This is a genomic window from Celeribacter sp. SCSIO 80788 (assembly GCF_051054295.1).
GTDB lineage: Bacteria > Pseudomonadota > Alphaproteobacteria > Rhodobacterales > Rhodobacteraceae > Celeribacter.
Window position 1 is genome coordinate 2,795,942 of record NZ_CP150482.1, and the last position, 26,230, is coordinate 2,822,171.

The window sequence follows — 26,230 nt, forward strand, 5'->3', positions numbered from 1 at the left end:
GACTTGAGGAACATGATCAAGAAACTCACCCTCTCCGCCCTCACCGCTCTGGGTCTTTCCGCCTCGGCCGCCATGGCCGCAGGCAGCGGTGGGCATATCCACGATGTGGACTTCTCTTTCGAGGGTCCCTTCGGCAAATACGACCAGATGCAGCTTCAGCGCGGCCTACAGATCTTCACCGAAGTCTGCACCGCCTGCCACGGCATGAAATTCGTGCCGATCCGCACCCTTGCGGATGAAGGCGGCCCGGAGCTTCCCGAGGATCAGGTCCGCGCCTATGCGGCCCAGTATCCGGTGAACGACGAAGCCGCGAACATGCATCTCTTCGATTACGAAGAAGGCGCGGCACGTCCGCTGACCGAGAACGACCACTTCCCGGCCAACGCTTCGCAGAACGCACCGGACCTGTCGCTGATGGCGAAGGCGCGCGCGGGCTTCCACGGTCCGGCGGGCACCGGTATCAACCAGTTCCTGAAAGGGATCGGCGGACCGGAATACATCGTCGCCATTCTCACCGGCTACACCGGCGAGGAGAAAGTCGAAGCGGGCACCACCTATTACGAGAACACCGCGTTCTCCACCGGTTGGATCGCCATGGCCCCGCCGCTTTACGGTGAGGACGTCGAGTTTGCCGACGGTCATTCCAACGAACTACACCACGAGGCCGAAGACGTCGCAGCCTTCCTGATGTGGGCTGCGGAACCCAAGATGATGGCCCGCAAGAAAGCCGGTTTCGTCGCCGTGACCTTCCTTGTGATCCTCACCTCGCTTCTGTTCCTGACGAACAAGAAGCTCTGGGCACCGCATAAGGGCAAAAAGACCACGCTCTGATCCAGAGCCACACCAAAAAGAAAGCGCCCCAAACCGGGGCGCTTTTTTCATGTTCCGATATAGGTCTTGAGTCCCTCCGGCGGATCGGCCTTCATCTCCGCCCAATCGCGCGGCGGCTGGCATTGCCCGCCTTCGACCCAGATCACCAGATCGGCGAAGCGATCCACATCAGCAATGTCATGAGTGACCATCAACATGGTGGCCCCGAGTTTCGCACTCACCTCCTTGGCCAAACCGATCATCTCGCCCCGCATCGCCGGTCCCAGCGCCGAAAACGGCTCGTCCAGAAGGATCAGCGGCTTTTCCTGCACCAGCACCCGCGCCAGCGCCACCCGGCTCTGCTGCCCGCCTGACAGCTCCGCAGGGCGCCGCGCCTCCATGCCCGCAAGGCCCACCGCGCTCAGGGCCTCCGACACACGCGCCCGCTCCGCTTTCGACAGGCGCAAGTTGGGCCGAATGCCAAGTCCGACATTCTCCGCCGCCGTCATATGGGCAAAAAGATTGTTGTCCTGAAACAGGTGGGAGATCGGACGCTCATGCGGCAAAGTCTCGGTCAAATCCTGCCCATTCCACAGAAGTTGCCCCGTGTCCGGCTCCTCGAACCCACCGATCAGTGAAAGGAGCGTGGACTTTCCGGCCCCCGAAGGCCCTATGACAGCAACACGAGACCCGAGCGGGATCACGCAATCGGCGGACAGGGTAAACTCCCCTTGAGTGAGACGGATGGATTGAAGCTCAAGCACGGCGCTTCCCCCAGAGATCGAAGATGTAAAACAGGGTCAAACTCAGCCCCAAAAGCAGTAAAGCCGCCCCCATGGCCTGATCCATACGGTAAGACCCCATGAGGCGGTAAATCTGCAAGGGCAGCGTGGCCGCCTCAGGACGGGCAAAGAGCGTGATCACCCCCAGATCGCCCATCGACAAAGCCGCAGCGAGACCGGCGGAAAATCCCATAGGAACGCGCAGACGTGGCAGAAACACGAGCCGAACCCGGCTCAAACCGGTCAGTCCGAGACTGTCAGAGAGACGCCCGTAATCGCGTTCTGCCCCCGTCAAAGCCGGGCCAAGCGCGCGCAAGATGAAGGGCATCGACATCACCGCGTTGACCAAGGCCGTGATGGGCAGCGCCCAATCGGCCGGGTCGGTAATGGCGAAAAGTACGATGTAGAGACCGGTGCCCATGACCAGAGGCGAAGCCGCGATGGAGGACATGCCGATGACCTCCAGCCCCCGCCAGCGCAGGGCGGAGAGGGCCAGTGCGAGAGACATCAGGATCGCCAGCGCGGCAGAGCCAAGCGCGGTGATCAGGGAGCGCAGAGCGGCACTCCAAACAGAGGCAGGAAGTTCTGTGATCCCCGCAGCCCCGCGCAAGGCGATGGCCAGCAGCGGGGCCAGGAGAAACAAGCTCACGACAACGATCCAAAAGAGATCAAGGGTGCGGGTCGGTACTGTCCGCGCGTCAAAACGCTGAACGACACGATTGAGGCCACCCGAGCCCATTTGCGGCACGCGGAATTTGAGCGACAGGACAACGGCCAAGGCACAGATCAGCACCTGAATGAGCGCCAGAAGAGAGGCTTTGCCAAGGTTGAAATCATAGCGAAACGCCTCATAAATCGCGAGTTCGACCGTGGTGGCCTTCGGTCCGCCACCAAAGGTCAAAGCCACCGCAAAAGAGGTGGTACAGATCAAAAAGATGACCGTGAAGGCCCCGGGAACGATGTCGCGCAACATCGGCAGTTCAATGTGGCGAAACACGTCCTTTGGCCCGAAATGCAGGGAGCTTGCCAGACGGAACCGCTCCGCCGGGATCGCGCCCCAGCCCTGCAACAAAAGCCGCGTCGCCAGAGGCAAATTGAAAAACACATGCGCCAGCACGACGCCATGGAATCCGTAGATCGAAATCGGCTCTAATCCGGCCCAACTCAGCACAACAGACACGAAACCCGACTTGCCGAACACGGCGGTCAGACCGAGGATCGCCACAATCGTCGGCAGGATGAACGGCGCCCCCAGAAGCGTGATCAGAAGCCCGCGTCCGGGGAAGCTTCGCCGCGCCAAGGCCCGGGCAGCAGGAATGGCGAAGAGGACGGAGAGAAGTGCCGACAAAAACGCCTGAACCACGGTGAACCGCACCGCGAGCCAGTCGAAATGGGAGAGGGCGGAGAATGTCTCCGCCCGAAGCGCCACGGCACCCAGTGTGCCCAGGGTCAAAGCGACGACCAGAGCCGCCGCGATGAGCCCGGGCCAGAGCGTTATTGCGAAAACGCGGCGCGCCATTCGGCGATGGCCTCATCCCGAAGCGCGTCTGCCTCGTCTTCGCTCAGGAAAATCGCCTTTTCCGGGTAATTGAGTTGTGAGAACTCTTCCGGCCATTGGTCCTTCGGCAAAGCCGCCGGGTAGGACCAGTTGGCCGTGGGAATGATGTTCTGGAAGGTCGGCGACAGAATGAAAGCCATGAACTGATCCGCCAACTCCGGCTGATCGGTTCCAGCCAGCTTTGCCGCGAGTTCGACCATGAAATAGTGCCCCTCATCGAAAAGCGCCGCCGATTTCGTCTCATCTTCTTCGGCGATGATGTGATAGGCGGGGGACGTCGTGTAAGACAGCACCATGTCCACCTCACCATCGGTAAAGAGGCCATAAGCCTCCGACCAGCCCTTGGTCACAGTGGTCACTTTCGGGGCAAGCTTGGCCCAGGCTTCGGGGGCCTCATCGCCGAACACCTCTTTGCCCCAAAGCACCAGAGCCAGCCCGGAAATCGACGTGCGCGGGTCCTGTATGGCGATGCTCCAGTCCTCATCCGAATTCACCAGTTCGTGGAACGAGGTCGGTGGATTGGCGATCTTGGTGTTGTCGTAAATGAAGGCCGTGTAGGACCAGTTGAACGGCAGGAAGATGTCATCTTGCCAGTCAATCGGCAGTGTCAGAGGAGACAGGTCCAGCCCATGCGGCGCAAACAGCCCGGTCTCACGTGCCTTCTTGGTCACGTCGGAATTGAACCCGATGGCGACATCCGCCTTGGTTCGATCCCCCTCAAGCAACAGCCGGGGCAATAGATCGCCGGTGACATATTCGATTTCGCAACCGCACTGGGCCTCGAAAGCCTCCTTGATTGCCGGACCCGGCCCCCATTCGGAGGCGAAATAATCGGGTGCATAAATCGTGAGTGGGTCTGCTGAGGCAGCGGATGCGGCAAAGAGCGCCGCAGTCATAAGGCCATATTTCATGGCTCGCTCCATATAATATGGGCGAAGAAAAAGGGCAGCGGTCGAGTGCTGATACCTTCCCTCCGCCGGTGTTAGCCGGTTCAGGTTCAACGGGTTCGCTGTCGCATCTCAGCCGTGATCGCTCACGGGCACCCCGAGGTAACGGCGAAACTATTGCCCAAAGGAGAGAAAAACAAGCCCCTCCCGCAGCGCGGCGGAAGGGGCCATCTGTGATGATAAGCGCTGGCGCGTCAGTGTTTGTGCACGATCTCGGCCATTTCGGCTTCGACAGAAGCGTCGATATGGATGTCTTCCTCGCCGACCAGCCCCGCTTCCGGGTCCTCGAAAACGGACATGTCGATCTTGCCTTCACCTTTCGCGACAATGGCGGTCACAACCGCATCACCCGTAATGTTCACAGCAGTGCGGATCATGTCCATGAGACGGTCAACGCCAAGGATCAGGGCGATGCCTTCAATCGGAAGCCCCACCTGACCGAGCACCATCGTGAGCATCACAAGCCCCACCCCCGGCACACCGGCGGTCCCGATTGAGGCAAGCACGGCCATGGCGATCACGGTCAGATAGCCCATCACACCAAGATCAATGCCATAAACATTGGCAAGAAACACGGTCGCAACCCCTTGCATGATTGCGGTCCCGTCCATGTTGATCGTCGCCCCGAACGGCACACAGAAGGAGGCCACCGAATTGTCGACCCCCATGCGTTCGGTCACGGACCGCAGGGTCACGGGGATGGTGGCATTGGACGACGCGGTGGAGAAAGCGAAAAGCTGTGCAGGGCGAATTTTCGCCATGAAGGTGAAGGGATTTAGACCCGAAAGCAGCTTAAGAAGGACCATCAGCGTCACGAAGAGATGGAGCAAAAGCGCCCCCGTGAGGGTGAACACATAGGCCAGAACCGGAATGAACAGCTCGATCCCCTGCTCGGTAAAGGTCTTGGCGATCAGCACGAAAACCCCGATCGGGGCAAAACTCATGACGATGGTCACGACCTTCATCATCACCTCGTTCATATATTCGCAGCCCTCGACAAAGGCTTTGGACCGATGCCCGAGCATCAGAACGGCAACGCCGAGGATGATCGTGTAGAAGATGATCTGAAGCATCTCACCGCTGGCAAAGGCCGCAACCGGGTTCGTCGGCACAATGGCGGCAAACACGTCCCAAACGGTCGGTGCTTCCTTGCCCGTGATCCCGCCGGTCTCAACCCCGGTCATGTCAAAGCCTTTGCCCGGCCCGATGATCAGAGCGAGGATGATAGCAATGCCGATGGCCATGGCCGTGGTCATCAGATAGAGGCCGAAACTTTTGCCGCCAACCCGGCCCAAAAGCCGAATGTCGCCAATCCCCGTCACCCCGGTCAAAAGCGAAAAGAACACCAGTGGCACAACGAGCATCTTGAGCGCGTTGACGAACATCTTGCCGATCATAGCGAACAATCCGCCGATGATGTGTGTGTTGATGAATGTGTTATCGACCATATTCAGAATCACACCGAGGATCACCCCCGCCACCATCCCGATCATGATTTTAGCCGTGAGAGAGAGCTTCTTGTCTCCCGGCCCCTGAATTGTCCCTGTCGACGTCATTTTGATCTCCTTACCGAGTAAGCACCCCCTCAGCCTTCCACGGAAATCCGTTTTCGCCAAAGAACTTCGCAGGGAAATAAGGGGGCAAACTCCCCTTTAGCGCATCGATTGCCCAAAGATGTGACATCGGTTAAAGCAAGAACAACGCGAGGAGCCCGCCATGAGCATGAACACATTCGGACATCTTTTCCGCTTCACCACCTGGGGTGAAAGCCATGGCCCCGCCTTGGGCGCCACGGTGGACGGCTGCCCTCCGGGGATCGAGATCAATGAGGACATGCTTCAGGTCTGGCTCGACAAACGCAAACCCGGCACATCGAAATTCACCACCCAGCGGCGCGAGCCGGATCAGGTGAAAATTCTCTCAGGCGTGTTCGAAGGCAAGACCACCGGTACGCCGATTCAGTTGATGATCCGCAACACGGATCAACGCTCGAAGGATTACGGCGAGATCGCGCAGGCGTTCCGCCCCGGTCACGCCGACATCACCTATTACCAGAAATACGGCATCCGTGATTATCGTGGCGGCGGGCGTTCCTCCGCGCGGGAAACCGCTGCGCGCGTGGCCGCCGGTGGCGTGGCGCGGGCGGTTTTGGCTGAATTGGTGCCTGATTTGCAGATCACCGGCTACATGACCCAGATCGGTCCGCATGGCATCGAAGGTCCGCGCGACATGGCGGAGATCGAGAACAACCCGTTCTGGGTGCCCTCCGCCGCAACCGCCGAGAAATGGGCCGATTATCTGGGCGAGATTCGCAAAAACGGCTCGTCCGTCGGCGCGATCGTCGAGGTGGTCGCGAAGGGCGTTCCCGCCGGGCTCGGCGCGCCGATTTATGCCAAGTTGGACACGGATCTGGCCGCTGCGATGATGTCGATCAACGCCGTGAAAGGCGTTGAGATCGGCGAAGGCATGAACGCCGCCTGTCTCACCGGCGAAGAAAACGCTGACGAGATGCGGATGGGGCCGAATGGGCCTGAATTCGGGTCTAATCATGCGGGCGGTATCCTTGGCGGGATCGCCACCGGGCAGGATGTTGTGGTGCGTTTTGCGGTGAAACCGACCTCCTCGATCCTGACCCCGCGCAAAACAGTCACGAAATCCGGCGAAGACACCGATTTGATCACCAAGGGCCGCCATGACCCCTGTGTCGGCATTCGCGCCGTCCCGGTGGGCGAGGCGATGATGGCCTGTGTGATCCTCGATCACTTGCTCTTGCATCGTGGCCAGATCGGCGAGGGGCTTCGCGGCAAAATTGGCTGAGATTCTCACCATTTTCGGGATCACATTCCCGATCTTCGCCATCGTCGCCATCGGCTATGGCACCGTCACAAAGGGCGTGTTTCGCCCTGCGGACATGGGCATCCTCGGCGGTTGGGTGATGAATTTCGCCCTCCCCGCCCTCGTCTTTGGCGCCATCTCTTCGCGCCCGATTTCCGAGGTCATCCACCCCGATTATATCGCCGTCTATGCGCTTTCCGGTGTGCTCACGGCGGGCCTCACCTTTCTCTGGTTCTCCCTCGTCGCCGATCCCGGTCGGCGCGGCGTGGTGACCATGGTGTCCTATTGCCCGAACTCGGGCTTCATCGGCTACCCGATGTTCCTCATCCTCGTCCCGGATCACGCCGGGATCATCCTCGCGATGAATTTCCTCGTCGAGAACATCGTCTTCATTCCGCTCGCACTGATGGCCATCGAAGCCGGAAAACCGCGGGAAGACCGGCGGGGCAACGCGCTCCAGCAACTCGGGCAGGTTCTCAAGGGGCTCGTGAAACGCCCGCTTGTGATCGCGATCATCCTCGGCTTCATCGTCTCCGCACTGGGACTCAGCCTCCCCGGTCCTGTAAGACACCTCATCCAGCTCGTCGCCAATTCCGCCTCTGCCGTGGCACTCTTCGTCATCGGCGGCTCGCTGGTCGGCCTGTCGTTTCAGGGCAATCTGCGTCTGGCAAGCCAGGCCGCCGTGGGCAAACTCATCGTCATGCCGATCTTTGCCGCCTTGGTGATCTTCACCATGGCACAGTTCGGCCATCGGATGGACCCGGATTTCCGCATCGCGGGCTATCTCTCCGCCGCGCTGCCGACCATGGCCATCGCAGCACTTTTCGCTCAAGAGGTCGGACGCGGCGCGCTGGCCTCCCTCTCGATCCTGATCAACACTTTGGGGGCCTTCATCACGCTCAACATTGTGCTGTTTCTGGTGATTTAGGGTCTGTTTTCTCCGCCCCAAAGCCAAAGAAAAAGGGCCGCGAAACGCGACCCTTTCCCTCAAACCTGAAAACCGGTTCAGCCGTTCACGCTGTCTTTCAGCGCTTTGGCGATGGTCATTTTCACGACCTTGTCGGCTTCTTTTTTCATCTGGTCGCCGGTCTGCGGGTTGCGAACCATGCGCTCCGGGCGTTCGCGGCAGTAGATTTTGCCAACACCCGGCAGGGTCACGGCGCCACCGGCGGACACTTCTTTGGTGATGATCGCAGTGATCGCTTCGAGTGCGACACCCGCGGATTTCTTGTCGCTGCCCATTTCTTCGGCCAGAGCAGCCACGAGCTGGGTCTTGGTCATCGGTTTCGACATTGTCTGTATACTCCTCGTACGCCCCCCTTGGATTAGGGGGTTATCGCGCATTTCTAAGCTAATATTGCGGGGGCATACAACGCCTAGTGTACATATACTGGGGTTTTTCGCGCATTTTGGACGAAAAAGACTCACTTACAGGAAGGCCGTCTCCTCGAAAGAGCGCAATTTCCGGCTATGGATTCGCTCAATCGGCATCTCCCGCAAAAGCTCCATGGCGCGAATACCAATGAGCAAATGTCGCGAGACCTGCGATTTGTAGAACTCGGACGCCATCCCCGGCAACTTCAATTCGCCATGAAGCGGCTTATCCGACACGCACAAAAGCGTCCCATAAGGCACACGGAACCGGAATCCATTGGCGGCAATCGTCGCACTTTCCATGTCGAGACCGATCGCCCGCGACTGGCTCAACCGCTGCACCGGACCGGATTGGTCCCGAAGCTCCCAGTTCCGGTTGTCGATCGTCGCCACCGTCCCGGTTCGCATGATCCGCTTGAGCTCATAGCCTTCAAGCTCGGTGATCTGCTCCACCGCATCCTCGAGCGAGGTCTGAATCTCCGCCAGCGCCGGGATCGGCACCCAAACCGGCAGATCGTCATCCAGCACATGATCTTCGCGCAGATAGGCATGTGCCAGAACGAAATCGCCCAGCCGCTGGGAGTTGCGCAGCCCCGCACAATGCCCGACCATGATCCAGGCATGCGGCCGCAGCACCGCAATGTGATCCGTCGCGGTTTTCGCATTCGACGGCCCGACCCCGATATTCACCAAAGTGATCCCGCCGCCATCGGCACGTTTCAGGTGATAGGTCGGCATTTGCGGCATCTTCGACGTGGGCGGGATCACCGTATCGGGATCGGTGATTTCGACATTCCCGGTCGAAACGAAGCTGGTGTAACCGCTCTCCGGATCGGCCAGAACCTTGCGCGCATAGGCTTCGAATTCCGAGACGTAGAACTGATAGTTGGTGAACAACACATGGTTCTGGAAATGGCTCGCATCGGTCGCAGTGTAATGCGACAGACGGGCCAGAGAATAATCGATCCGCTGTGCCGTGAAGGGCGCGAGCGCGGAAGACCCATCCTCGTGGAGATAGCCGAACCCGTTCACAATATCGTCGTGGGTGGTGCTCAGATCCGGCACATCGAAGACATCGCGCAGCGGAAAGGCCATCGCCCCTTCCTGCGGCACGGTGATGTTTTCGTCATTGGCGACCGCGAAATGCACCGGCATCGGGGTCTGCGACGACCCGATCTGAACCTGCACCCCGTGATTGCGGATGATCTGGGTGATCTGTTGCTTGAGATAATTGCGGAACAGGTCCGGTCGCGTGATCGTCGTCGAATACTCCCCCGGCCCCGCCACATGACCAAAGGACAGACGGCTGTCCATCGTGGCATGCGAGGTCGTCACCACGCGAATCTCCGGATAATAGGCCCGATAGCGCGCCCTGGGCTTTTCGCCCCGTGCGATCATCGAGAATTTTTCCGCCAAGAAAGAACAGGCTTCCGTATAGAGCTCTTCGAGTTGGCTGACCGCCGCTTCCGCGTCGGAATAACTCCGGGGATCGCGTTCTGGCGGGGTTTCAAGCATCAGGCTCGTCAAACGGCTGTCCATTCTTATATTCCTTTTATCAGCACGGTATCGGCACAGTTGAGACCATGTGCAGCACGGACGCAAGAGCCCCGAAATCAGGAGAGACCCATGATCCCGCAGAAACTGTTTTCCTTCGGTCACGGCTATAGCGCGCAGGCTTTGGCCCGTCGTCTCCTGCCGCAGGGCTGGGAGATCATTGGCACCACGCGTAACCCCGAAAAGGCACGGGAATTTGACAGTGCGGGTGTCCGCCCTGTTTTGCTCGGACAAGAGCCGATTCCAGCGCAATTTGCCGGAGCAACCCATCTCTTGATCTCTGCCGGACCGGATGCCGACGGCGATCCGTTTCTGCGCAACCATCGTCAATGCCTGATCGACGCCGCCCCCAATCTTCGCTGGGTCGGCTACCTCTCGACCACCGGCGTCTATGGCGATCATGGCGGCGCGTGGGTGGATGAGGACACCCCCCTGACCCCGGCCACGAAACGCGGCATCGCACGGGTTCAGGCCGAAGCCGACTGGCAGGAGACTGCGCAGGATTTGGCTCTAAACCTGTCGATCTTTCGCCTTGCGGGCATCTACGGCCCCGGTCGCGGCCCCTTCGCCAAGGTCCGAAATGGAACCGCACGGAGGATCGTGAAAAAGGATCAGATCTTTTCCCGCATCCATGTCGAAGACATTGCTCAGGTCCTGGAAGCCTCGATCCACAGACCCGACTCCAGCGGAATCTATAATATCTGCGACGACCTTCCGGTCCCGCCGCAAGAGGTGATCGGCTATGCCGCCGAACTTCTCGGCCTGCCGCTTCCGCCCGAAGAGGATTTCGAAACGGCGGAGATGACGCCCATGGCGCGGAGTTTCTATGCAGAAAGCAAGAAGGTGCGAAACGACCGGATGAAGCGGGATCTGGGCATCCGGCTCATCTACCCGGACTACAAAACCGGCCTGCAAGCCTTGCTGCAAGAAGATCAGTAACGCCAGTTCCGCCGATAATCCCAAAGCGTAATGCCGTACAGAACCACCCCGGCAAAGGTCAGCACCGCACCGACATAGCCCGACGAGGTGAACCCGTACCCCTTCGCGAGGTAAATCGAGGCGATGAAGGGCCCCAGCGCATTGGCCACATTGAAGGCGGCATGGTGCAAGGCCGCCGCCAGCGCCTGTGCATCTCGTGCCACATCCATGAGCCGGGTCTGCAACAGGATCGGAAAACCGTTCGCCAGCCCCATCGCCAGCACCAGCCCCGCCATGGCCCCGCTTTGCCCCGCGATCAGCGGGTAAAGCAAAAGCAGACCTATATTCACGAACAGCATCAGAAACACCGACAGGTTCAGCGCCCGGTCCGCCGCCCAACCGGCAATCAGCGCGCCGAGCGTCATGCCAAGCCCCATCAGCGCCAGAAACCACGGCACGGCCCCCTCCACGACCTGCGTCACCTCCAGAAGCGTGGAGGTGAGATAGGTGTAGAAGGCAAAGAACCCGCCAAACCCGATCGCCCCGCTCAGGAGCGTCAAAAGCACCTGCCGGTTCTTCAGCGCACCAAGCTCCTGCACCGCATTGGACCCGCCGCCCGCCGCCGAAACCGGCGCAAAACTCAGGATCAGCCCCGCCGTCACCGCCGCCAGCACGCCGACCAGCGCAAAGGCCCAGCGCCACCCCACCGTCTGACCGAGCACATTCGCCATCGGCACACCGACCACCGTCGCAATGGTCAGCCCCAACATGAGACGCGCCACAGCCTTGCCCCTCTGCCCGGGTCCGGCAAGAGAGGCCGCAAGCAAGGCCGCCACGCCGAAATAGGCACCATGCGGCATACCGCTCAGGAAACGCGCGATGAACATGGCCGTGTAATTCGGCGCAATCGCCGAGAGGATATGGGTCAGACAAAACATCGCCATCAAACCGACAAGCAACACCCGTCGCTCGATTCGCGCCGCCGCAATGGCGATCATCGGCGCACCGACGACAACCCCCAGCGCATAGGCCGAAACAAGGTGACTGGCCTTCGCCTCATCTATGCCCAGCCCCCCGGCCATATAGGGCAAGAGGCTCATCGTCGCGAATTCCGTCGTCCCGATGGCGAACCCGCCCATCGCAAGCGCGAAAAGAACGATACCCGGACGGGTGCCGGGCGCGGCTGTGGAGGCAACGGCCATGGGAAATCCTGATTTGAGGCAGACTGCAAACGCCAGTCTTCGTTCATTCAGATCAAAGGATCAACCGCACGACCAAAGCGCTGGCGTCATACCCGCCTTGCGAAAACCGGGATCAGGCGCGTTTGCAGGCAATATCGGCAACCCCGAGCACGGAGAGCACCTTCGTCTCGATGTCCGGCGTGTTGAGACCGGCGGTCGCATACATCGACTCGGGGCTGGCATGGTCGATGAAGGTGTCCGGCAAAGTCATGGAGCGGAATTTCAGACCTCGGTCGAACACACCCTCATTGGCGAGGAAATCCGCCACATGCGACCCGAATCCACCGACAGACCCCTCTTCCAGAGTGATCAGCGCTTCGTGATTGGCCGCCAGATCGCGGATCAGGTCGTGATCGAGAGGCTTGGCAAACCGCGCATCGGCCACGGTGCAGGAAATGCCCTTGGCCGCAAGATTCTCTGCGGCTTTCAGCGCGGGTTCGAGGCGCGTCCCAAAAGACAAAAGCGCCACGCGCGTGCCTTCGCGCACGATCCGGCCTTTGCCAATCTCCAGAACTTCGCCGCGTTCGGGCATCTGGACGCCAACGCCCTCCCCCCGCGGATAACGGAAGGCAATCGGCCCCTCGTTATGGGCGACAGCGGTCGCCACCATATGTTTCAACTCCGCCTCATCGGCGGCGGCCATCACCACCATGCCCGGCAGGTTGGCCATGAAGGCAATATCGAACGCGCCCGCGTGGGTCGCCCCATCGGCACCGACAAGACCCGCACGGTCGATGGCGAAGCGCACCGGCAGGCGCTGAATCGCCACGTCATGCACAACCTGATCGTAGCCGCGCTGCAAAAACGTCGAATACATCGCGCAAAACGGTTTCATCCCGCCTGCGGCCAGACCGGCGGAGAAGGTCACGCCGTGTTGCTCGGCAATGCCAACGTCGAAACACCGGGTCGGAAACCGTTCGGCGAAAAGGTCGAGCCCCGTGCCATCCGGCATGGCGGCGGTCACGGCAACAATCTTGTCGTCCCGCTCCGCTTCCTGAATGAGCGCATCCGCGAAAACCCGTGTGTAGGACGGCGCATTGGATTTCGCTTTTTTCTGCTCGCCGGTGCGCACGTCGAATTTCGCCGTCGCATGCCCCTTGTCCGGGCGGCTTTCGGCAGGCGCGTAACCCTTGCCCTTTTTCGTGATCGCATGGATCAGGATCGGCCCGGTGGCCCGCGCCTTCACGGTCCGAAGCACGCTCAGAAGCTGGTCCATGTCATGCCCGTCAACCGGACCGACATAGGAAAAGCCCAGCTCCTCGAACAGCGTCCCGCCCACGGTCATGCCCTTGAGCATCTCCTTGGCGCGTTTTGCCCCTTCCTGAAACGGATGCGGCAAAAGGGAAACCGCGCCCTTCGCAGCCGCTTTCAATTCCTGAAACGGCGCCCCGGCATAGAGACGGGTGAGATAGGAGGACAGCGCCCCGGTCGGTGGCGCGATGGACATTTCGTTGTCGTTCAGGATGACGATCAGACGCTTGCCCAGATGACCCGCATTGTTCATCGCCTCAAACGCCATGCCCGCAGACATCGATCCATCACCGATCACCGCAATCGCGTCGCCCAGCCCGTAATCCGGCGCGCCACCGAGATCGCGCGCCACGGCAAAACCGAGAGCTGCGGAGATCGAGGTGGAACTGTGCCCGGCCCCAAAGGGGTCAAAGGGGCTTTCCGAACGCTTGGTGAAACCGGAGAGGCCCTTTTCCTGTCGCAGCGTCCGCATCCGGTCGCGACGCCCTGTCAGGATCTTGTGCGGATAACATTGATGCGACACGTCCCAGATCAGCCGATCTTTCGGCGTATCGAACACCGCATGCAACGCCACGGTCAGCTCCACCACGCCAAGCCCTGCCCCAAGATGCCCACCCGTCTCAGAGACGGCGGAGATCACCTCCTGGCGGAGCTCGGTCGCAAGACGTTTGAGCTCGACATCCGACAGCGCCTTGAGATCGGCGGGGACATTCACGCGGTCAAGTGTCGGTGTGGCTGGACGATCGGACATGGCGTCTCGCTTTCTCAGGTTTCCCGCGAAATAACGAAGCGGGCGACGTCTCGCAAGGCTTCGGCACGGGTTCCATAGGGGCTTAAGGCCGCACAGGCTTCATCGACCAAGGCCGCGGCACGCGCTTTCGCCCCCTCAAGACCCAGAAGCGACACGAACGTCGCCTTCCCCGCATCGGCATCCTTGCCCACGGCCTTGCCGGTTTTTTCGACATCGCCTTCGACGTCGAGAATGTCGTCCTGAATCTGGAACGCGAGACCAAGCGCCTTGGCATAGGTCCCAAGCGGTGCCGGATCGGCCCCGGCCAGAATCGCCCCCGCCCGCGCCGACCATTCGATCAGCGCCCCGGTCTTGTTGCCCTGTAACACAGTGATCTCGTCGAGGCTCAGAGGCGTCGCGGAGGTCTCCGCCGCAATATCCTGCGCCTGTCCCAGAACCATGCCCCGCACGCCGGAGGAGACTGCAAGAGAGGCGATCAATTCGACCCGAACCTGGCTGGAAACACCCAATTCGGGACGGGTCAGAAGCTCGAATGCAAGGGTCTGAAGCGCATCGCCGACGAGCACCGCCGTCGCCTCGTCCCAGCGCTTGTGCACGGTCGGCTGACCCCGGCGCAAATCGTCGTCGTCCATGCAAGGCAGATCGTCATGCACAAGGCTATAGGCATGTAGCGCCTCGATCGCGGCCGCAGCCCAGACGGACTGCGCGGGTGCAATCCCATGCAATGCCGCACCTTCCATCACGAGGAAAGCCCGCAACCGTTTACCGCCCTCAAGCGCATAGCGCATGCCCTCCTCCACGGGCATGGCGCCAAGCGGGGACAAAACAGTGTCAAAACAGGTGGAAACCGCCGCTTTGCAACGCACCAGACCGTCTTGCATCAGACACCTTCGGCCTTGGTCACGCCCTTGGCCTGCCCGTCCGGGCCGATGGTGATCTTTTCGACCTTCTCCTCGGCGTCCTTGAGCTTGGCCTCGCAATGCGCCTTGAGCGCCGCGCCGCGTTCGTACAAAGCAATGCTGTCCTCAAGCGCCACGTCACCGCGTTCGAGCTTGCTCACAACCTCGTTCAACTCCGCCATGGCGGTTTCAAAGGACATTTCGCTGACCGGCGTATCGCTCATCTGACTCTCCAAAATGCTTTCTCACTGCATATAGGAAAACCGGCGGGAAAGGCCAGTTTGACTTTGCTGAATCCCGGTTCACTCCGGTGTCAGCATATAGCCCGCACCGCGCACGGTCTGAAGATAGCGTGGCTGGCGCGGATCGTCTTCGAGTTTGCGGCGCAGACGGGTGATCTGAACATCGACGGCCCGCTCCTGCGCCTGATCGCCATCGCGTCCCAGCCGTTCGACCAATTCGCTCCGCGTGACCGGCTCTCCCGCCGAGGTCACGAAAATCTTCATCAACTGCGCTTCGGTCCCGGTCAGCCGCACGATCTGGTCGCCCTCCCAAAGCTCGCCGCGCTCGACATCGTAACGGAACCGCCCGAGATGCAGGTACTTCGGCCCCGCCTCCGCCTGTTCCATCTGCGGCATCCGGCGCAGCACCGCGTTGATCCGCAGCAAAAGCTCTTTCGGCTCGAACGGCTTCGGCAGGTAATCGTCCGCCCCCGCCTCAAGCCCGGCGATCCGATCCTCGGTCTCGCCCTTGGCGGTCAGCAACATGATCGGCGTCGACATGGTTTTGCGCAGATCGCGCGTCAGGCTGATCCCGTCCTCGCCCGGCATCATCACATCGAGCACAATGAGATCGAATTCCAGCCCCGCAAGCAAACGCCGCGCATGGGCCGCATCCCGCGCTGCGGTCACACAAAACCCGTGCCGGATCAGGAATTTCTGCAACAGACCCCTGATCCGCTCGTCATCGTCCACAATCAGAAGGTGGATTTCCCCACTCAACCTAGTCCTCCTTCCCGGACAGCGCGTTGAAAAACGCCGTCTGATCCGGGTCCATCATCGCCTCCAGAACCCGCCGGAACCCCGACACGGCCTCATGGCCCGCCTCCCGATACGCCGCGCGCATCCGGGCGCGTTGCACCTCCGCAATCTCACCTTCAAGCACTTTACCCGTCTCCGTCAAATAGAGATGACGTTCGCGCTTGTCCTGAACCCCCACCCGGCTCTCCACCAGACCGTCTTCGATCAGCGTCCGAAGCACCCGGTTGAGCGACTGTTTCGTCACACCGAGAATGCCCAGAAGGTTGTTCACATTGGTGCCCGGCGCGCGAGAAATGAAATGCAGCGCCCGGTGATGCGCCCGCCCGTAGCCGTGTTTTTCCAGAATACGATCGGGGTCCGCCGTAAAACCGCGATAGGCGAAAAACATCGCCTCGATGCCTTTGCGGAGCTGCTCATCCGTCAGAAAAAGCAGCGCTTCCCCACTCTTGGTTCCGCCAGCCTTACCATCCGCCATATCCTGCCTCGTTCTCGAACTGCGTAAATTACGCACAGTTTAAGTCAGCGTTGTTGACATTCCAAGACGGAATTGATAGCGAAACCGGGATTTCACGCAATAATCATCCCATTTGTCGCCACTCGGCGCAACTTCACGAAAGCGGGATGTCGAAAAAGGAGAGCCCCATGGCTGGCAGCTACGAAGATCGCGACGGCTACATCTGGATGGACGGCGCACTCGTCGACTGGCGCGACGCCAAGGTCCACATTCTCACCCATGCCATGCATTATGCCTCCTCCGTGTTCGAAGGCGAGCGCTGCTACAACGGCAAGATCTTCAAATCTGTCGCGCATTCCGAACGGCTGATCGCCTCGGGCAAAGCGCTCGACATGCCGATCCCCTATTCCGTCGAGGAAATCGAAAAGGCGAAATACGACATGCTCAAGGCCAATGGCTGGACCGACGCTTATGTGCGTGTGGTTGCTTGGCGCGGGGCGGGCGAAGACATGGGTGTTTCCGCCATGCGCAACCCCGTCCGCATGGCCGTCGCCGGTTGGGAATGGGGCGCCTATTATGGCGACGCCAAGATGAAGGGCGCGAAACTCGACATCGCGAAATGGAAACGTCCCTCGCCGGAAACCATCCCGACCGCCGCGAAAGCCGCCGGTCTCTACATGATCTGCACCATGTCGAAACACGCCGCCGAAGCCAAAGGCTGCTCCGACGCGCTGTTCATGGACTATCGCGGCTATGTGGCCGAGGCGACCGGCGCGAACATCTTCTTCGTCAAGGACGGCGAAGTGCACACGCCGATCCCCGACGCGATCCTCAACGGCATCACCCGCCAGACCGTCATCGCCATGCTGAAAGACAAGGGCGTGACTGTGCATGAGCGTCGCATCCTGCCCGAGGAGCTTGAAGGTTTCGAACAATGCTTCCTCACCGGCACCGCCGCCGAAGTCACGCCCGTGGGCCAGATCGGTGACTACATGTTCGAGGTCGGCGCACTCACCCGCGAGATCTCCGAAGATTACGAAAAGCTGGTGCGCAGCTAAAATTAACCGGGAAATAAGGGCTTTCTGCCAATCTGCGACCGTATGATTGGCAGGAGCTTCCCGTGGTCTCGAAAAAAGACACCATCGTCATCACCCTCATCACGGTGTTCGTCGTAACACCGGCCATCTTGGCGCTGACCGCGTATTTCATAACGAAAAACCCGTCCCTGCGCCCGCTCGGCATCACGGTCGAACGGTTGACGGAGGCCGGTCAGATCGAAAGCAAAAGCCTGATCATCGCCGTGGTCGACATCGGCCAGGAGGCGAAAACAACCGCCACCAGAGACCAGTACAAGACCGCGCTGGAAACCGCCTTTGCCCGCATGGAGGCGGAGATTCAGGTCAAATTCCGCGCCATCCCCGGCAGCCGTGAGGTGAACGTCACCTATCTCGTCGGGGAAAGCCGCATCGGCCCCTTCCCCATCGCCCGCGCCGCCGCCGGTGTCGCCGCCGCGACTCAGGCCGAGCGCATGGTCGTCGCCCAACGCAAAGCCGTCGAAAAGGAACAGGAACGCCGCGCCCAGATGAAACGCGACGGTTTCTGGCCTCATGTGCTGGAGTAATGGAAACGCTTTAAAGCGCGTCCGCCTTCTTGCGTTTCGCGGCACTGACCCCGAGCGCACGCTCCCGCAGGATGATCACGATGCCAGCGGCAATGACGATGGACGACCCCAAAAGCATCGGCTTCGTCGGCACGTCTCCGAACACGGTATACCCGATGATCAGAGCGAAAATCATCGAGGCATAATCGAACGGCGCAAGAAGCGAGGCATCGGCGTAGCGATAACAGGAGGTCAGGAACACCTGCGCCACCCCGCCAATCAGCCCACCGAGGATCAGAAACACAAGAACCTTGCCGCTCGGCATCACCCATGGCGTGACGAACAGGGTCAAAAGCCCCGCAAACGTACAGGACATCGAAAACCAGAACACGATGGAGGTCGTGCTCTCCGTCCGCACCATGTTACGCACATGCAATTGCACGATGGCCGCCAGACAGGCCCCGCCCAGCGCCATCATCGCGCCAAGCTGCTCCTTCGGATCGGGCGCGCCGTGCAGCACCGTCATCCGCGGCGCAAGCACGATGGTCACCCCGATCAGCCCGGCAAACACGGCGGTGAACCGGAACAGGCGCACATCCTCCCCCGCGAACATCGCCGCGAAAATCACCAGAAGCAAAGGCGAGGCATAGCCGATCACCGTCGCCTCCGGCAGCGGCAAAAGTGCCAGCGCCATGAAATTGAGAAACATCGCGCTCGCCCCGATCAGCCCGCGCCACAGGTGCCCCATCGGCGATTTGACCTTCAGCCCCTGCCGAAACTCACCGCGTCCGGCCAGCCAGATGAAAATGATCGGCAAGGCAAAGAACGACCGAAAAAACACCGTCTCGCCCGCAGGCACCTCATCGCTTGCCGCCTTCACCAACGCCGCCATGATCACGAAACAGATCACGGAAGCGAGTTTGAGGCCGATGCCGCGGAACGGCTGCATGGTGCATCTCCTGTCAGGTGGGGATACGGTTGTGTGTCATTCCTCCGCCAATCGCGCAACGGCCCATCGGGCCGCGTCGCGCACGGTGGGGTCGGCATCCTCGCACAACCCTGCCGCTACGTCACGCAATTCGGGTGTTCCGGAATTGCCGATGGCATAGAGCACATTGCGCACGAACCGATCCCGTCCGATCCGCTTGATCGGAGAGCCGGAAAACTTTTCCCGGAACGCCGCATCCTCCAGCAGCGCCAGTTCCGCCAGCGGGGGAGAAATCAAATCCGCCCGCGCCGCAAACCGCATGTCCTTCGCCCTGACCGCGAACTTGTTCCACGGACAGGCCGCCAGACAATCGTCACAGCCGTAAATCCGGTTGCCCATTCGCGCGCGCAACTCTTCCTCCACCGGCCCGTGATGCTCAATCGTCAGGTATGAAATGCACCGCCGCGCGTCGATCTGATACGGCGCCGGAAACGCGCCCGTCGGACAAGCGTCGAGACAGGCCCGACACGACCCGCAATGCTCTCTTTCCGCTGGATCGGGGTCGAAATCATAGGTCGTAAAGATCGCCCCGATGAAAAACCAATTGCCCAGATCGCGAGACAGGAGATTGGTGTGCTTGCCCTGCCAGCCAAGCCCGGCCTGCGCCGCCAGAGGCTTCTCCATCACCGGCGCCGTGTCGACGAAGACCTTGATCTCCGTGCCCTCGCCCGCCTGCTCGATGAGCCAGCGCCCAAGCCGTTTGAGCCGCTTCTTGACGATGTCATGATAGTCCCGATTGCGGGCATAAACGGATATTGTGCCGGATTCGGCTCTGTTTATCGCCTCCATCGGATCGTCGTCCGGCGTATAGGCTTCGGCCAGCATGATCACCGAACGCGCCTCCGGCCAAAGCGCACCGGGGTCCCCCCGCCACTGCATCCGCTCTTCCATCCAGCCCATCTGGCCATGCCGCCCCTCGGCGACAAAACGCTCCAAACGCTCCATGGCCCCGGGGATCTCCGGACGCCCGAAAGAGGCCTTGGAGAACCCTTCCTCCAACGCCCGCGCACGCACGATTTCCTTATCGAATCCGGCCAAACGAAGCCCTTTCTTTTGTCCGGAAATATCCTCGGGGGGAATTGCCCGAAGGGCAAGGGGGGCAGACGGCCCCCACTTTTTCTTCAGAAATCGAGATCCGTGTAATGTGCCGGCGGCGGAAAACTCGACACCTGATCGGCCAGCAAAGACCGGAAGGCCGGGCGCGATTTGATCTTGGCGTACCAGTCCTTCACCACATCGTGCCGGTTCCAGTCCACATCCGAAATGTAATCGAGCGACGAAAGATGCGCGGCCGCCGCGAAATCCGCGAGCGTCATCGCATCCCCCGCAAGCCAGCGCCGACGGTCCAGCAGCCATGCCATGTAATCGAGGTGATATTTGATCGCCTTCGATCCGGCTTTGACATTGGCAGCCACCGGGTAACCGGTCTTCATCAACTTGCGATTCACCCGTTCATACAAAAGCTTCGACGTCACCTCGTTGTGAAACTTGTCATCGAACCAGGACACCAGACGGCGTACCTCATAACGCCCTTCGATATCCTTCGGCATCAAAGGCGGGTTGGGATAGCGTTCCTCGAGATATTCACAGATCGGCGCGCTTTCCGACAAGTGCATGTCGTCGATCCGCAAGACCGGCACCTTGCCCGCCGGGTTGCGCCGCAGGAAATCGGCATCCTGTTCCCAATAGCGCTCCTCGACCAGTTCCACCTCGAGCTTCTTTTCCGCCAGGCAAAGGCGCACCTTGCGGCAGAACGGAGACAGGGGGACGTGGTATAGGCGGATCATGATCTCTACTCGTAGTTTTCTCTCTAATTGCCGCAAGCCCCGCGGCAGTTCAATCCTCGAAACAGGAGGCGCGCCCGTCTCGCGCAATTGTGGCCGCCCCATCCACGATCTGCGCAGCTCTTTGCCGGACGAAAGGACCGGGATTCCCCGCATCACGCAACTTTGGCGCCGGCAGGATCGCGGCCAGTCGGGCGGCTTGCGTGGCTGTCAATTCTTCGGGCCCGACCCCGAAATAATGCCGGGCGGCGGCTTCGGCCCCGAACACGCCTTTATCGAACTCGGCGATGTTGAGGTAAACTTCCAAAATCCGTTTCTTGCTCCAGCTCAGCTCGACCACAGGCGTTAACAACGCCTCAAGTGCCTTGCGCGGCCAGCTTCGCCCATGCCAGAGAAAGGCGTTCTTGACCGTCTGCTGAGTGATGGTCGACGCCCCCCGATTGCCTCCCTCGGCAATCGCCGACCGAATCGCGCCCAGATCGAACCCCCAGTGCTTGCAGAAATTGGCATCCTCGGCGGCGACCACGGCGCGGGCGAGATGCGGAGACATCCGCTCGATCGGCGTCCATTGGTAATCGACCATCTGCCCCTGACGCCCGCTTTCCGCCAGCATGTAAAACGTCCCCGGCACCGGGATCACCGAATAGGACAGAATCCAGACGAACACGAGGACGAAAGCCAGCAGAATGCCGCGCAAGACACGGCGGCGCAGCCGTCGAAACATGCCCGCCGACCTCGCGGATGTCGTTTTGGATTTGCGCGTCTTTGCCATGGGGACGAGGAACCATGCGGGGCGCGGGGAGGTCAAGCCTAGCCTGCGCCCACAAAAGAAAAAGCCCCCGAAACGGGGGCTTTTTGCTGGATCGGTGTCGAGTTCACTCGGCCGGGATCGCGCCTTTTTCAAGGGTGAGCGGCACCGGCAGGTGAATGAGCATCTCTTTCGGGCAGATCTGGAGGAAGTTGCCTTTCTCCTCATCCCAGTGATCGAGAATTTCCTTCGCCTTGAGCGAATGCGTCTCCTTGGCGTGACGTTCGATAAGCTCCTTGAGCTGGGTCTCCCAGTGATCCACTGTGACCGGGCAGGTCACGAGGGTCTCGAGGTTCATCAGGTCGAGCGCCGTGCCCTCCGGGTCGTAGAGATAGGCCATACCGCCCGTCATCCCCGCCCCGAAGTTCGCGCCGATGGAGCCAAGGATCACGGCAATCCCGCCGGTCATGTATTCACACCCGTTGGAGCCACAGCCTTCGATCACCACTTTCGCACCGGAGTTCCGGACCGCGAACCGCTCGCCCGCACGACCGGCGGCAAAGAGGTAGCCGTCCGTCGCCCCGTAAAGCACGGTGTTGCCGATGATCGTGTTCTGATCGGCGATGAGCGGCGAATGCATCGGCGGACGCACCACAACAGTGCCGCCAGAGAGGCCCTTCGCCACATAGTCGTTGGCGTCGCCCGACACTTCGATCTTGAGACCCGGCGCCGCGAAAGCACCCAGCGACTGACCCGCAGAGCCCGTGAGTTTCACGGTCAGGTGGTCCGGCTGGAGGCTGTTGCGCATGCCGAATTTCGACACGATATGCGACGAGGTGCGCGTCCCGATGGTGCGAAGCGTATTCTGCACCGCGTAGGACAGCTGCATCTTTTCACCATCGTTGAGGAAGCGTGCGGCATCCGACACGATCTGCGCATCGAGCGTATCCGGCACCGCATTGCGCGGTTTGGAACGGTCGTAGACGATCCGGTCCGAGCCATCGACGGAGAGCAGAAGCGGGTTGAGATCGAGATCGTCGAGATGCGCCGAGCCACGCGAGGTCTGGGTCAGAAGATCGGCACGACCGATGACTTCATCCAGCGACCGCGCCCCGAGAGAGGCGAGCAGCTCACGCACTTCCTGCGCGTAGAAGGTGATCAGGTTCACGACCTTGTCGGCATTGCCAGCGAATTTGCCACGCAGGCGCTCGTCCTGGGTACAAACGCCGACCGGACAGGTGTTCGACTGGCACTGACGCACCATGATACAGCCCATCGCGATCAGCGCGGCGGTGCCGATACCGTATTCCTCGGCCCCCATCATCGCCGCCATGACAATGTCACGACCGGTGCGCAGACCGCCATCGGTTCTGAGCGTCACACGATCCCGCAGGTTGTTCATCGCGAGCACCTGATGCGCCTCGGTGAGACCCATCTCCCACGGCAGACCGGCGAATTTGATCGAGGTCGCAGGCGAGGCACCCGTACCACCGTTGTGACCGGAGATCAGGATGATATCCGCTTTCGCCTTGGCCACACCCGCAGCAATCGTACCGACGCCGGAGGAGGCCACGAGTTTCACCGTCACCTTGGCTTTCGGGTTGATCTGTTTCAGGTCGTAGATCAGCTGCGCCAAATCTTCGATCGAATAGATGTCATGGTGCGGCGGCGGCGAGATCAGCGTCACGCCCTTGGTCGAGTGCCGCAGCTTGGCGATCAGGTCGGTGACCTTCATCCCCGGAAGCTGACCGCCCTCGCCCGGTTTCGCACCCTGAGCAACCTTGATCTCCAGCTCTTCGCAATGGATCAGGTATTCGGCGGTCACACCGAAACGACCCGACGCCACCTGTTTGATCTTCGCGGACGCGTTGTCACCATTGGGTTCCGGCGTGAAATCGTCCGGGGACTCACCGCCCTCACCCGAGTCGGATTTCGCCCCGATCCGGTTCATCGCGATGGACAGCGTGCGGTGCGCCTCAGGCGACAGCGCGCCCAAAGACATCCCCGGCGTCACGAAACGTTTGCGGATCGACGTGATCGATTCCACCTCTTCGATCGGCACCGGTTTGCCGAGCGCTTTGAAGTCCAACAGATCGCGCAAATGGATCGGCGGCATCGACTGCATCTTGGCCGAATACTGCTTCCACATCTCGTAAGACGCACGATCACAGGCCGATTGCAGCATATGCATCGACTGCGCTTCCCACGCATGGGTCTCGCCCGATTTCCGCGCCTTGTAGAACCCGCCGATCGGCAGCGTATTGCCGCCAAGCCAGCCCTGTTTGTGCACGGCTTCGAGTTTGCGCTGAATGCCGCCCACGCCGATGCCGGAAATCCGCGAGTGCATCCCCGGGAAGAAATCCGCCACCATGGCGCGCGACAGGCCCACGGCCTCGAAGTTCAGACCACCGCGATAGGAGGAAATCACCGAAATCCCCATCTTCGCCATGATCTTCAACAGACCGGCATCCACCGCCGCACGATAGCGCGACACCGCTTCGGTCAGGGTGCAATCCAAGAGCCCGCGCTCGATACGATCCGCAATCGAATCTTCGGCCAGATAGGCGTTCACGATGGTCGCACCGCAACCGATCAGCACCGCAAAATAATGCGGGTCGATACATTCGGCGGAACGCACCCCCAGCGAACAGAAGGTCCGCAGGCCCTTGCGCGTCAGCCAGCTATGAACCGCCGAGGTCGCGAGGATCATCGGCATCGCGATTTTCTCTTCGCTCTGCTTCTTGTCGCTCAGAATGATGTGACCGCCACCGGAGCGCACGGCCTCTTCGGCCTCCGCACGGATGCGTTCCAGCCCGTCACGCAGCGCGTTCGGCCCGCCGTTCACCGGGAAGGTACAATCAATCTCGGTCATCGGCGCATTGAAATGGCCTTTCAGCGCCTCGAACTGGGCGTTGCCGACAAACGGGCTTTCCAGCACGAGAATCTCGGTCTGGGAGCTGTCTTCGTCGAGCACGTTCTTGAGGTTGCCGAACCGCGTTTTGAGCGACATCACGCGATACTCGCGCAGAGAGTCGATCGGCGGGTTGGTGACCTGCGAAAAGTTCTGGCGGAAGAAGTGGCTGAGCGGACGGTATTTCTCCGACAATACGGCTGCGGGCGTATCATCGCCCATGGAGGCAAGCGCCTCTTTGCCGTCTTCGGCCATCGGCGCCAGCATTTGCTCCAGCTCTTCGATGGTGTAGCCAGCCGCGATCTGACGCTTCTTAAGCTCGGCACCGGTGAAAATCGCCGTCTCTTTCAGACCCGCAAGCTCTTCGTCCAGATCGACGATCTTGCCGACCCAGTCACCAAAGGGCTGGGAATTCGCAAGACGGTTCTTGATGTCCACGTCGTGGTACAGCTTGCCCTCGGCCATATCGACGGCGAGCAACTGCCCCGGACCCAGCGCGCCTTTTTCAACGACGGTCGCCTCGTCGGTCGGCACCATGCCCACCTCGGAGCCCGCGATGACAAGACCGTCACCGGTGACGACATAGCGCATCGGGCGCAGACCGTTGCGGTCGAGACCGGCACAGACCCAACGACCGTCGGTCATCGCCAGAGCGGCCGGACCGTCCCACGGCTCCATCACGGAGTTCACATAGGAATACATGTCGCGCCACGCCTGCGGCAGTTCCTCGGCATTTTTCGACCAGGCTTCGGGCACCAGCATGGTTTTCGCCATCGGCGCGGAACGCCCGGCGCGCACCAGAACTTCGAACACCGAATCGAGTGCCGCGGAGTCGGAGGCGCCCTGCGGGATGATCGGTTTGATGTCCTCGGCCATCTCGCCAAAGGTCGACGAGGCCATGCGGATCTCGTGCGATTTCATCCAGTTGGTGTTGCCTTTGATCGTGTTGATCTCACCGTTATGCGCCAGCATACGGAACGGCTGCGCCAGCCACCATTGCGGGAAGGTGTTGGTGGAATAGCGCTGGTGATAGATCGCGAAAGCGGATTCGAAACGCTCGTCTTTCAGGTCCGGATAGAATTCCGCAACCTGTTCGGCCAGCATCATGCCCTTGTAGATGATCGACCGGCAGGACAGCGAGCACAGATAGAGATCGCGAATGCCTGCGGCCTGCGCCGCTTTCTCGATACGGCGACGGATCACGTAAAGCTCACGCTCGAAGGTCTCTTCGTCGACACCTTTGGAGTTGGAGATCAGGATCTGTTCGATCTCCGGGCGCGTCGCATTTGCCTTGTCGCCCAGAACGGTGGTGTTCACCGGAACGTGGCGCCAGCCGTAGATGTAATAGCCCATCCGAAGCACTTCGGTCTCGACGATCGTGCGGCAGGTTTCCTGAGCGCCGAAATCCGTGCGCGGCAGGAACACCTGACCCACGGCCAGAAGCTCGCCGTGACGCGCCTCATGGCCGGTGCGGCGGATCTGGTCGCCAAAGAAATGGTGCGGGATCTGAACGTGAATGCCCGCCCCGTCGCCGGTCTTGCCGTCGGCGTCCACGGCACCGCGGTGCCAGATCGCTTTCAGAGCGGAGATGCCGTTTTCCACGACCTTGCGGGATTTAGATCCGTCGATGGAGACCACAAGGCCCACACCGCAGGAGGAGTGCTCGTCGTCTTCGCGAAACAGCGAGTGTTCCGCCATCCACTGGCGTTTCGCCTCTTCGCGGGCGGCCCAGCTTTCATCATATTTCGTCATCGTATGAACCCTTCATCTGGTGGGTCAGGACTA

Annotated in this window: 23 protein-coding genes and 1 riboswitch; of the genes, 6 read left to right on the plus strand and 17 right to left on the minus strand. The window is 60.7% G+C overall.

All coding sequences use genetic code 11. The features are described 5' to 3' along the window. The first annotated feature begins 12 nt into the window (after positions 1-12). The gene (locus V1471_RS14120; RefSeq protein ID WP_066703217.1) at positions 13-831 is read left to right on the plus strand and encodes a cytochrome c1; all 819 of its coding nucleotides are present in this window, start codon (positions 13-15) and stop codon (positions 829-831) included. A gap of 47 nt (positions 832-878) precedes the next feature. Here V1471_RS14120 and V1471_RS14125 read toward each other — a convergent pair whose 3' ends face one another. From V1471_RS14125 to V1471_RS14140, 4 genes are all read right to left on the minus strand, one after another. Further along, on the minus strand, positions 879-1,574 hold the full coding sequence (locus V1471_RS14125; protein WP_434289659.1) for a thiamine ABC transporter ATP-binding protein: 696 nt from the start codon (positions 1,572-1,574) through the stop codon (positions 879-881). Continuing rightward, complete coding sequence (locus tag V1471_RS14130) at positions 1,567-3,111, minus strand: thiamine/thiamine pyrophosphate ABC transporter permease ThiP (protein ID WP_434289660.1); 1,545 nt, start codon at positions 3,109-3,111, stop codon at positions 1,567-1,569. Before V1471_RS14130 ends, V1471_RS14125 begins: the two co-directional genes overlap by 8 nt. Then, complete coding sequence (thiB, locus tag V1471_RS14135) at positions 3,087-4,061, minus strand: thiamine ABC transporter substrate binding subunit (RefSeq protein WP_434289661.1); 975 nt, start codon at positions 4,059-4,061, stop codon at positions 3,087-3,089. The genes V1471_RS14130 and thiB overlap by 25 nt, the downstream gene beginning before the upstream one ends. 40 nt (positions 4,062-4,101) lie before the next feature. After that, positions 4,102-4,207, minus strand: a riboswitch (TPP riboswitch). Between the two features lie 84 nt (positions 4,208-4,291). Further along, entirely contained in the window at positions 4,292-5,653 is a 1,362-nt protein-coding gene (locus V1471_RS14140) for a dicarboxylate/amino acid:cation symporter (protein WP_434289662.1), read from the minus strand. Positions 5,654-5,813: 160 nt separating this feature from the next. Here V1471_RS14140 and aroC point away from each other — a divergent pair, with 160 nt between their 5' ends. After that, complete coding sequence (gene aroC, locus V1471_RS14145) at positions 5,814-6,914, plus strand: chorismate synthase (RefSeq protein ID WP_434289663.1); 1,101 nt, start codon at positions 5,814-5,816, stop codon at positions 6,912-6,914. Then, positions 6,907-7,860: an AEC family transporter gene (locus tag V1471_RS14150; protein ID WP_434289664.1), complete on the plus strand. Its 954-nt coding sequence runs from the start codon at positions 6,907-6,909 to the stop codon at positions 7,858-7,860. The genes aroC and V1471_RS14150 overlap by 8 nt, the downstream gene beginning before the upstream one ends. A gap of 77 nt (positions 7,861-7,937) precedes the next feature. Here the strand turns inward: V1471_RS14150 and V1471_RS14155 are convergent, their stop codons facing one another. Beyond that, positions 7,938-8,225, minus strand: coding sequence for an HU family DNA-binding protein (locus tag V1471_RS14155; protein WP_434289665.1), 288 nt, complete (start codon positions 8,223-8,225; stop codon positions 7,938-7,940). Positions 8,226-8,360: 135 nt separating this feature from the next. After that, positions 8,361-9,821 carry an AMP nucleosidase gene (locus V1471_RS14160; RefSeq protein ID WP_434290948.1) on the minus strand — a complete coding sequence of 487 codons (1,461 nt, stop codon included), beginning with the start codon at positions 9,819-9,821 and terminating at the stop codon, positions 8,361-8,363. A gap of 111 nt (positions 9,822-9,932) precedes the next feature. Between V1471_RS14160 and V1471_RS14165 the strand changes: the two genes are divergently transcribed. After that, entirely contained in the window at positions 9,933-10,799 is an 867-nt protein-coding gene (locus tag V1471_RS14165; RefSeq protein ID WP_434289666.1) for an SDR family oxidoreductase, read from the plus strand. Here the strand turns inward: V1471_RS14165 and V1471_RS14170 are convergent. From V1471_RS14170 to V1471_RS14195, 6 genes are all read right to left on the minus strand, one after another. Further along, complete coding sequence (locus V1471_RS14170) at positions 10,793-11,980, minus strand: MFS transporter (protein ID WP_434289667.1); 1,188 nt, start codon at positions 11,978-11,980, stop codon at positions 10,793-10,795. The two genes, V1471_RS14165 and V1471_RS14170, sit on opposite strands and share 7 nt — an antisense overlap. A 112-nt stretch (positions 11,981-12,092) precedes the next feature. Beyond that, entirely contained in the window at positions 12,093-14,021 is a 1,929-nt protein-coding gene (gene dxs, locus V1471_RS14175; RefSeq protein ID WP_434289668.1) for a 1-deoxy-D-xylulose-5-phosphate synthase, read from the minus strand. Positions 14,022-14,035: 14 nt separating this feature from the next. Continuing rightward, the gene (locus V1471_RS14180; protein ID WP_434289669.1) at positions 14,036-14,902 is read right to left on the minus strand and encodes a polyprenyl synthetase family protein; all 867 of its coding nucleotides are present in this window, start codon (positions 14,900-14,902) and stop codon (positions 14,036-14,038) included. Next, a complete protein-coding gene (locus V1471_RS14185) occupies positions 14,902-15,144 on the minus strand; it encodes an exodeoxyribonuclease VII small subunit (protein ID WP_066703249.1) in 243 nt (80 codons plus the stop codon). The genes V1471_RS14180 and V1471_RS14185 overlap by 1 nt, the downstream gene beginning before the upstream one ends. Before the next feature lie 78 nt (positions 15,145-15,222). Beyond that, positions 15,223-15,921: a response regulator gene (locus tag V1471_RS14190; protein WP_434289670.1), complete on the minus strand. Its 699-nt coding sequence runs from the start codon at positions 15,919-15,921 to the stop codon at positions 15,223-15,225. 1 nt (position 15,922) lies between these two features. Then, positions 15,923-16,435: a MarR family winged helix-turn-helix transcriptional regulator gene (locus V1471_RS14195; RefSeq protein ID WP_434289671.1), complete on the minus strand. Its 513-nt coding sequence runs from the start codon at positions 16,433-16,435 to the stop codon at positions 15,923-15,925. Between the two features lie 167 nt (positions 16,436-16,602). Here V1471_RS14195 and V1471_RS14200 point away from each other — a divergent pair, with 167 nt between their 5' ends. Continuing rightward, entirely contained in the window at positions 16,603-17,472 is an 870-nt protein-coding gene (locus V1471_RS14200; protein WP_434289672.1) for a branched-chain amino acid aminotransferase, read from the plus strand. A gap of 62 nt (positions 17,473-17,534) precedes the next feature. Beyond that, on the plus strand, positions 17,535-18,035 hold the full coding sequence (locus V1471_RS14205; RefSeq protein ID WP_434289673.1) for a hypothetical protein: 501 nt from the start codon (positions 17,535-17,537) through the stop codon (positions 18,033-18,035). A gap of 10 nt (positions 18,036-18,045) precedes the next feature. Here V1471_RS14205 and V1471_RS14210 read toward each other — a convergent pair whose 3' ends face one another. From V1471_RS14210 to gltB, 5 genes are all read right to left on the minus strand, one after another. Continuing rightward, positions 18,046-18,963 (minus strand): DMT family transporter, encoded by a 918-nt coding sequence (locus tag V1471_RS14210; RefSeq protein ID WP_434289674.1) that lies wholly within the window; start codon positions 18,961-18,963, stop codon positions 18,046-18,048. Positions 18,964-18,999: 36 nt separating this feature from the next. Next, positions 19,000-20,040 carry a tRNA epoxyqueuosine(34) reductase QueG gene (gene queG / locus V1471_RS14215; RefSeq protein ID WP_434289675.1) on the minus strand — a complete coding sequence of 347 codons (1,041 nt, stop codon included), beginning with the start codon at positions 20,038-20,040 and terminating at the stop codon, positions 19,000-19,002. A gap of 83 nt (positions 20,041-20,123) precedes the next feature. Beyond that, positions 20,124-20,789: an FtsZ-binding protein FzlA gene (gene fzlA, locus V1471_RS14220; protein ID WP_434289676.1), complete on the minus strand. Its 666-nt coding sequence runs from the start codon at positions 20,787-20,789 to the stop codon at positions 20,124-20,126. 49 nt (positions 20,790-20,838) lie between these two features. Further along, entirely contained in the window at positions 20,839-21,558 is a 720-nt protein-coding gene (mtgA, locus tag V1471_RS14225) for a monofunctional biosynthetic peptidoglycan transglycosylase (protein ID WP_434289677.1), read from the minus strand. 103 nt (positions 21,559-21,661) lie between these two features. Beyond that, positions 21,662-26,197 (minus strand): glutamate synthase large subunit, encoded by a 4,536-nt coding sequence (gltB, locus tag V1471_RS14230; RefSeq protein WP_434289678.1) that lies wholly within the window; start codon positions 26,195-26,197, stop codon positions 21,662-21,664. Positions 26,198-26,230: the final 33 nt, after the last annotated feature.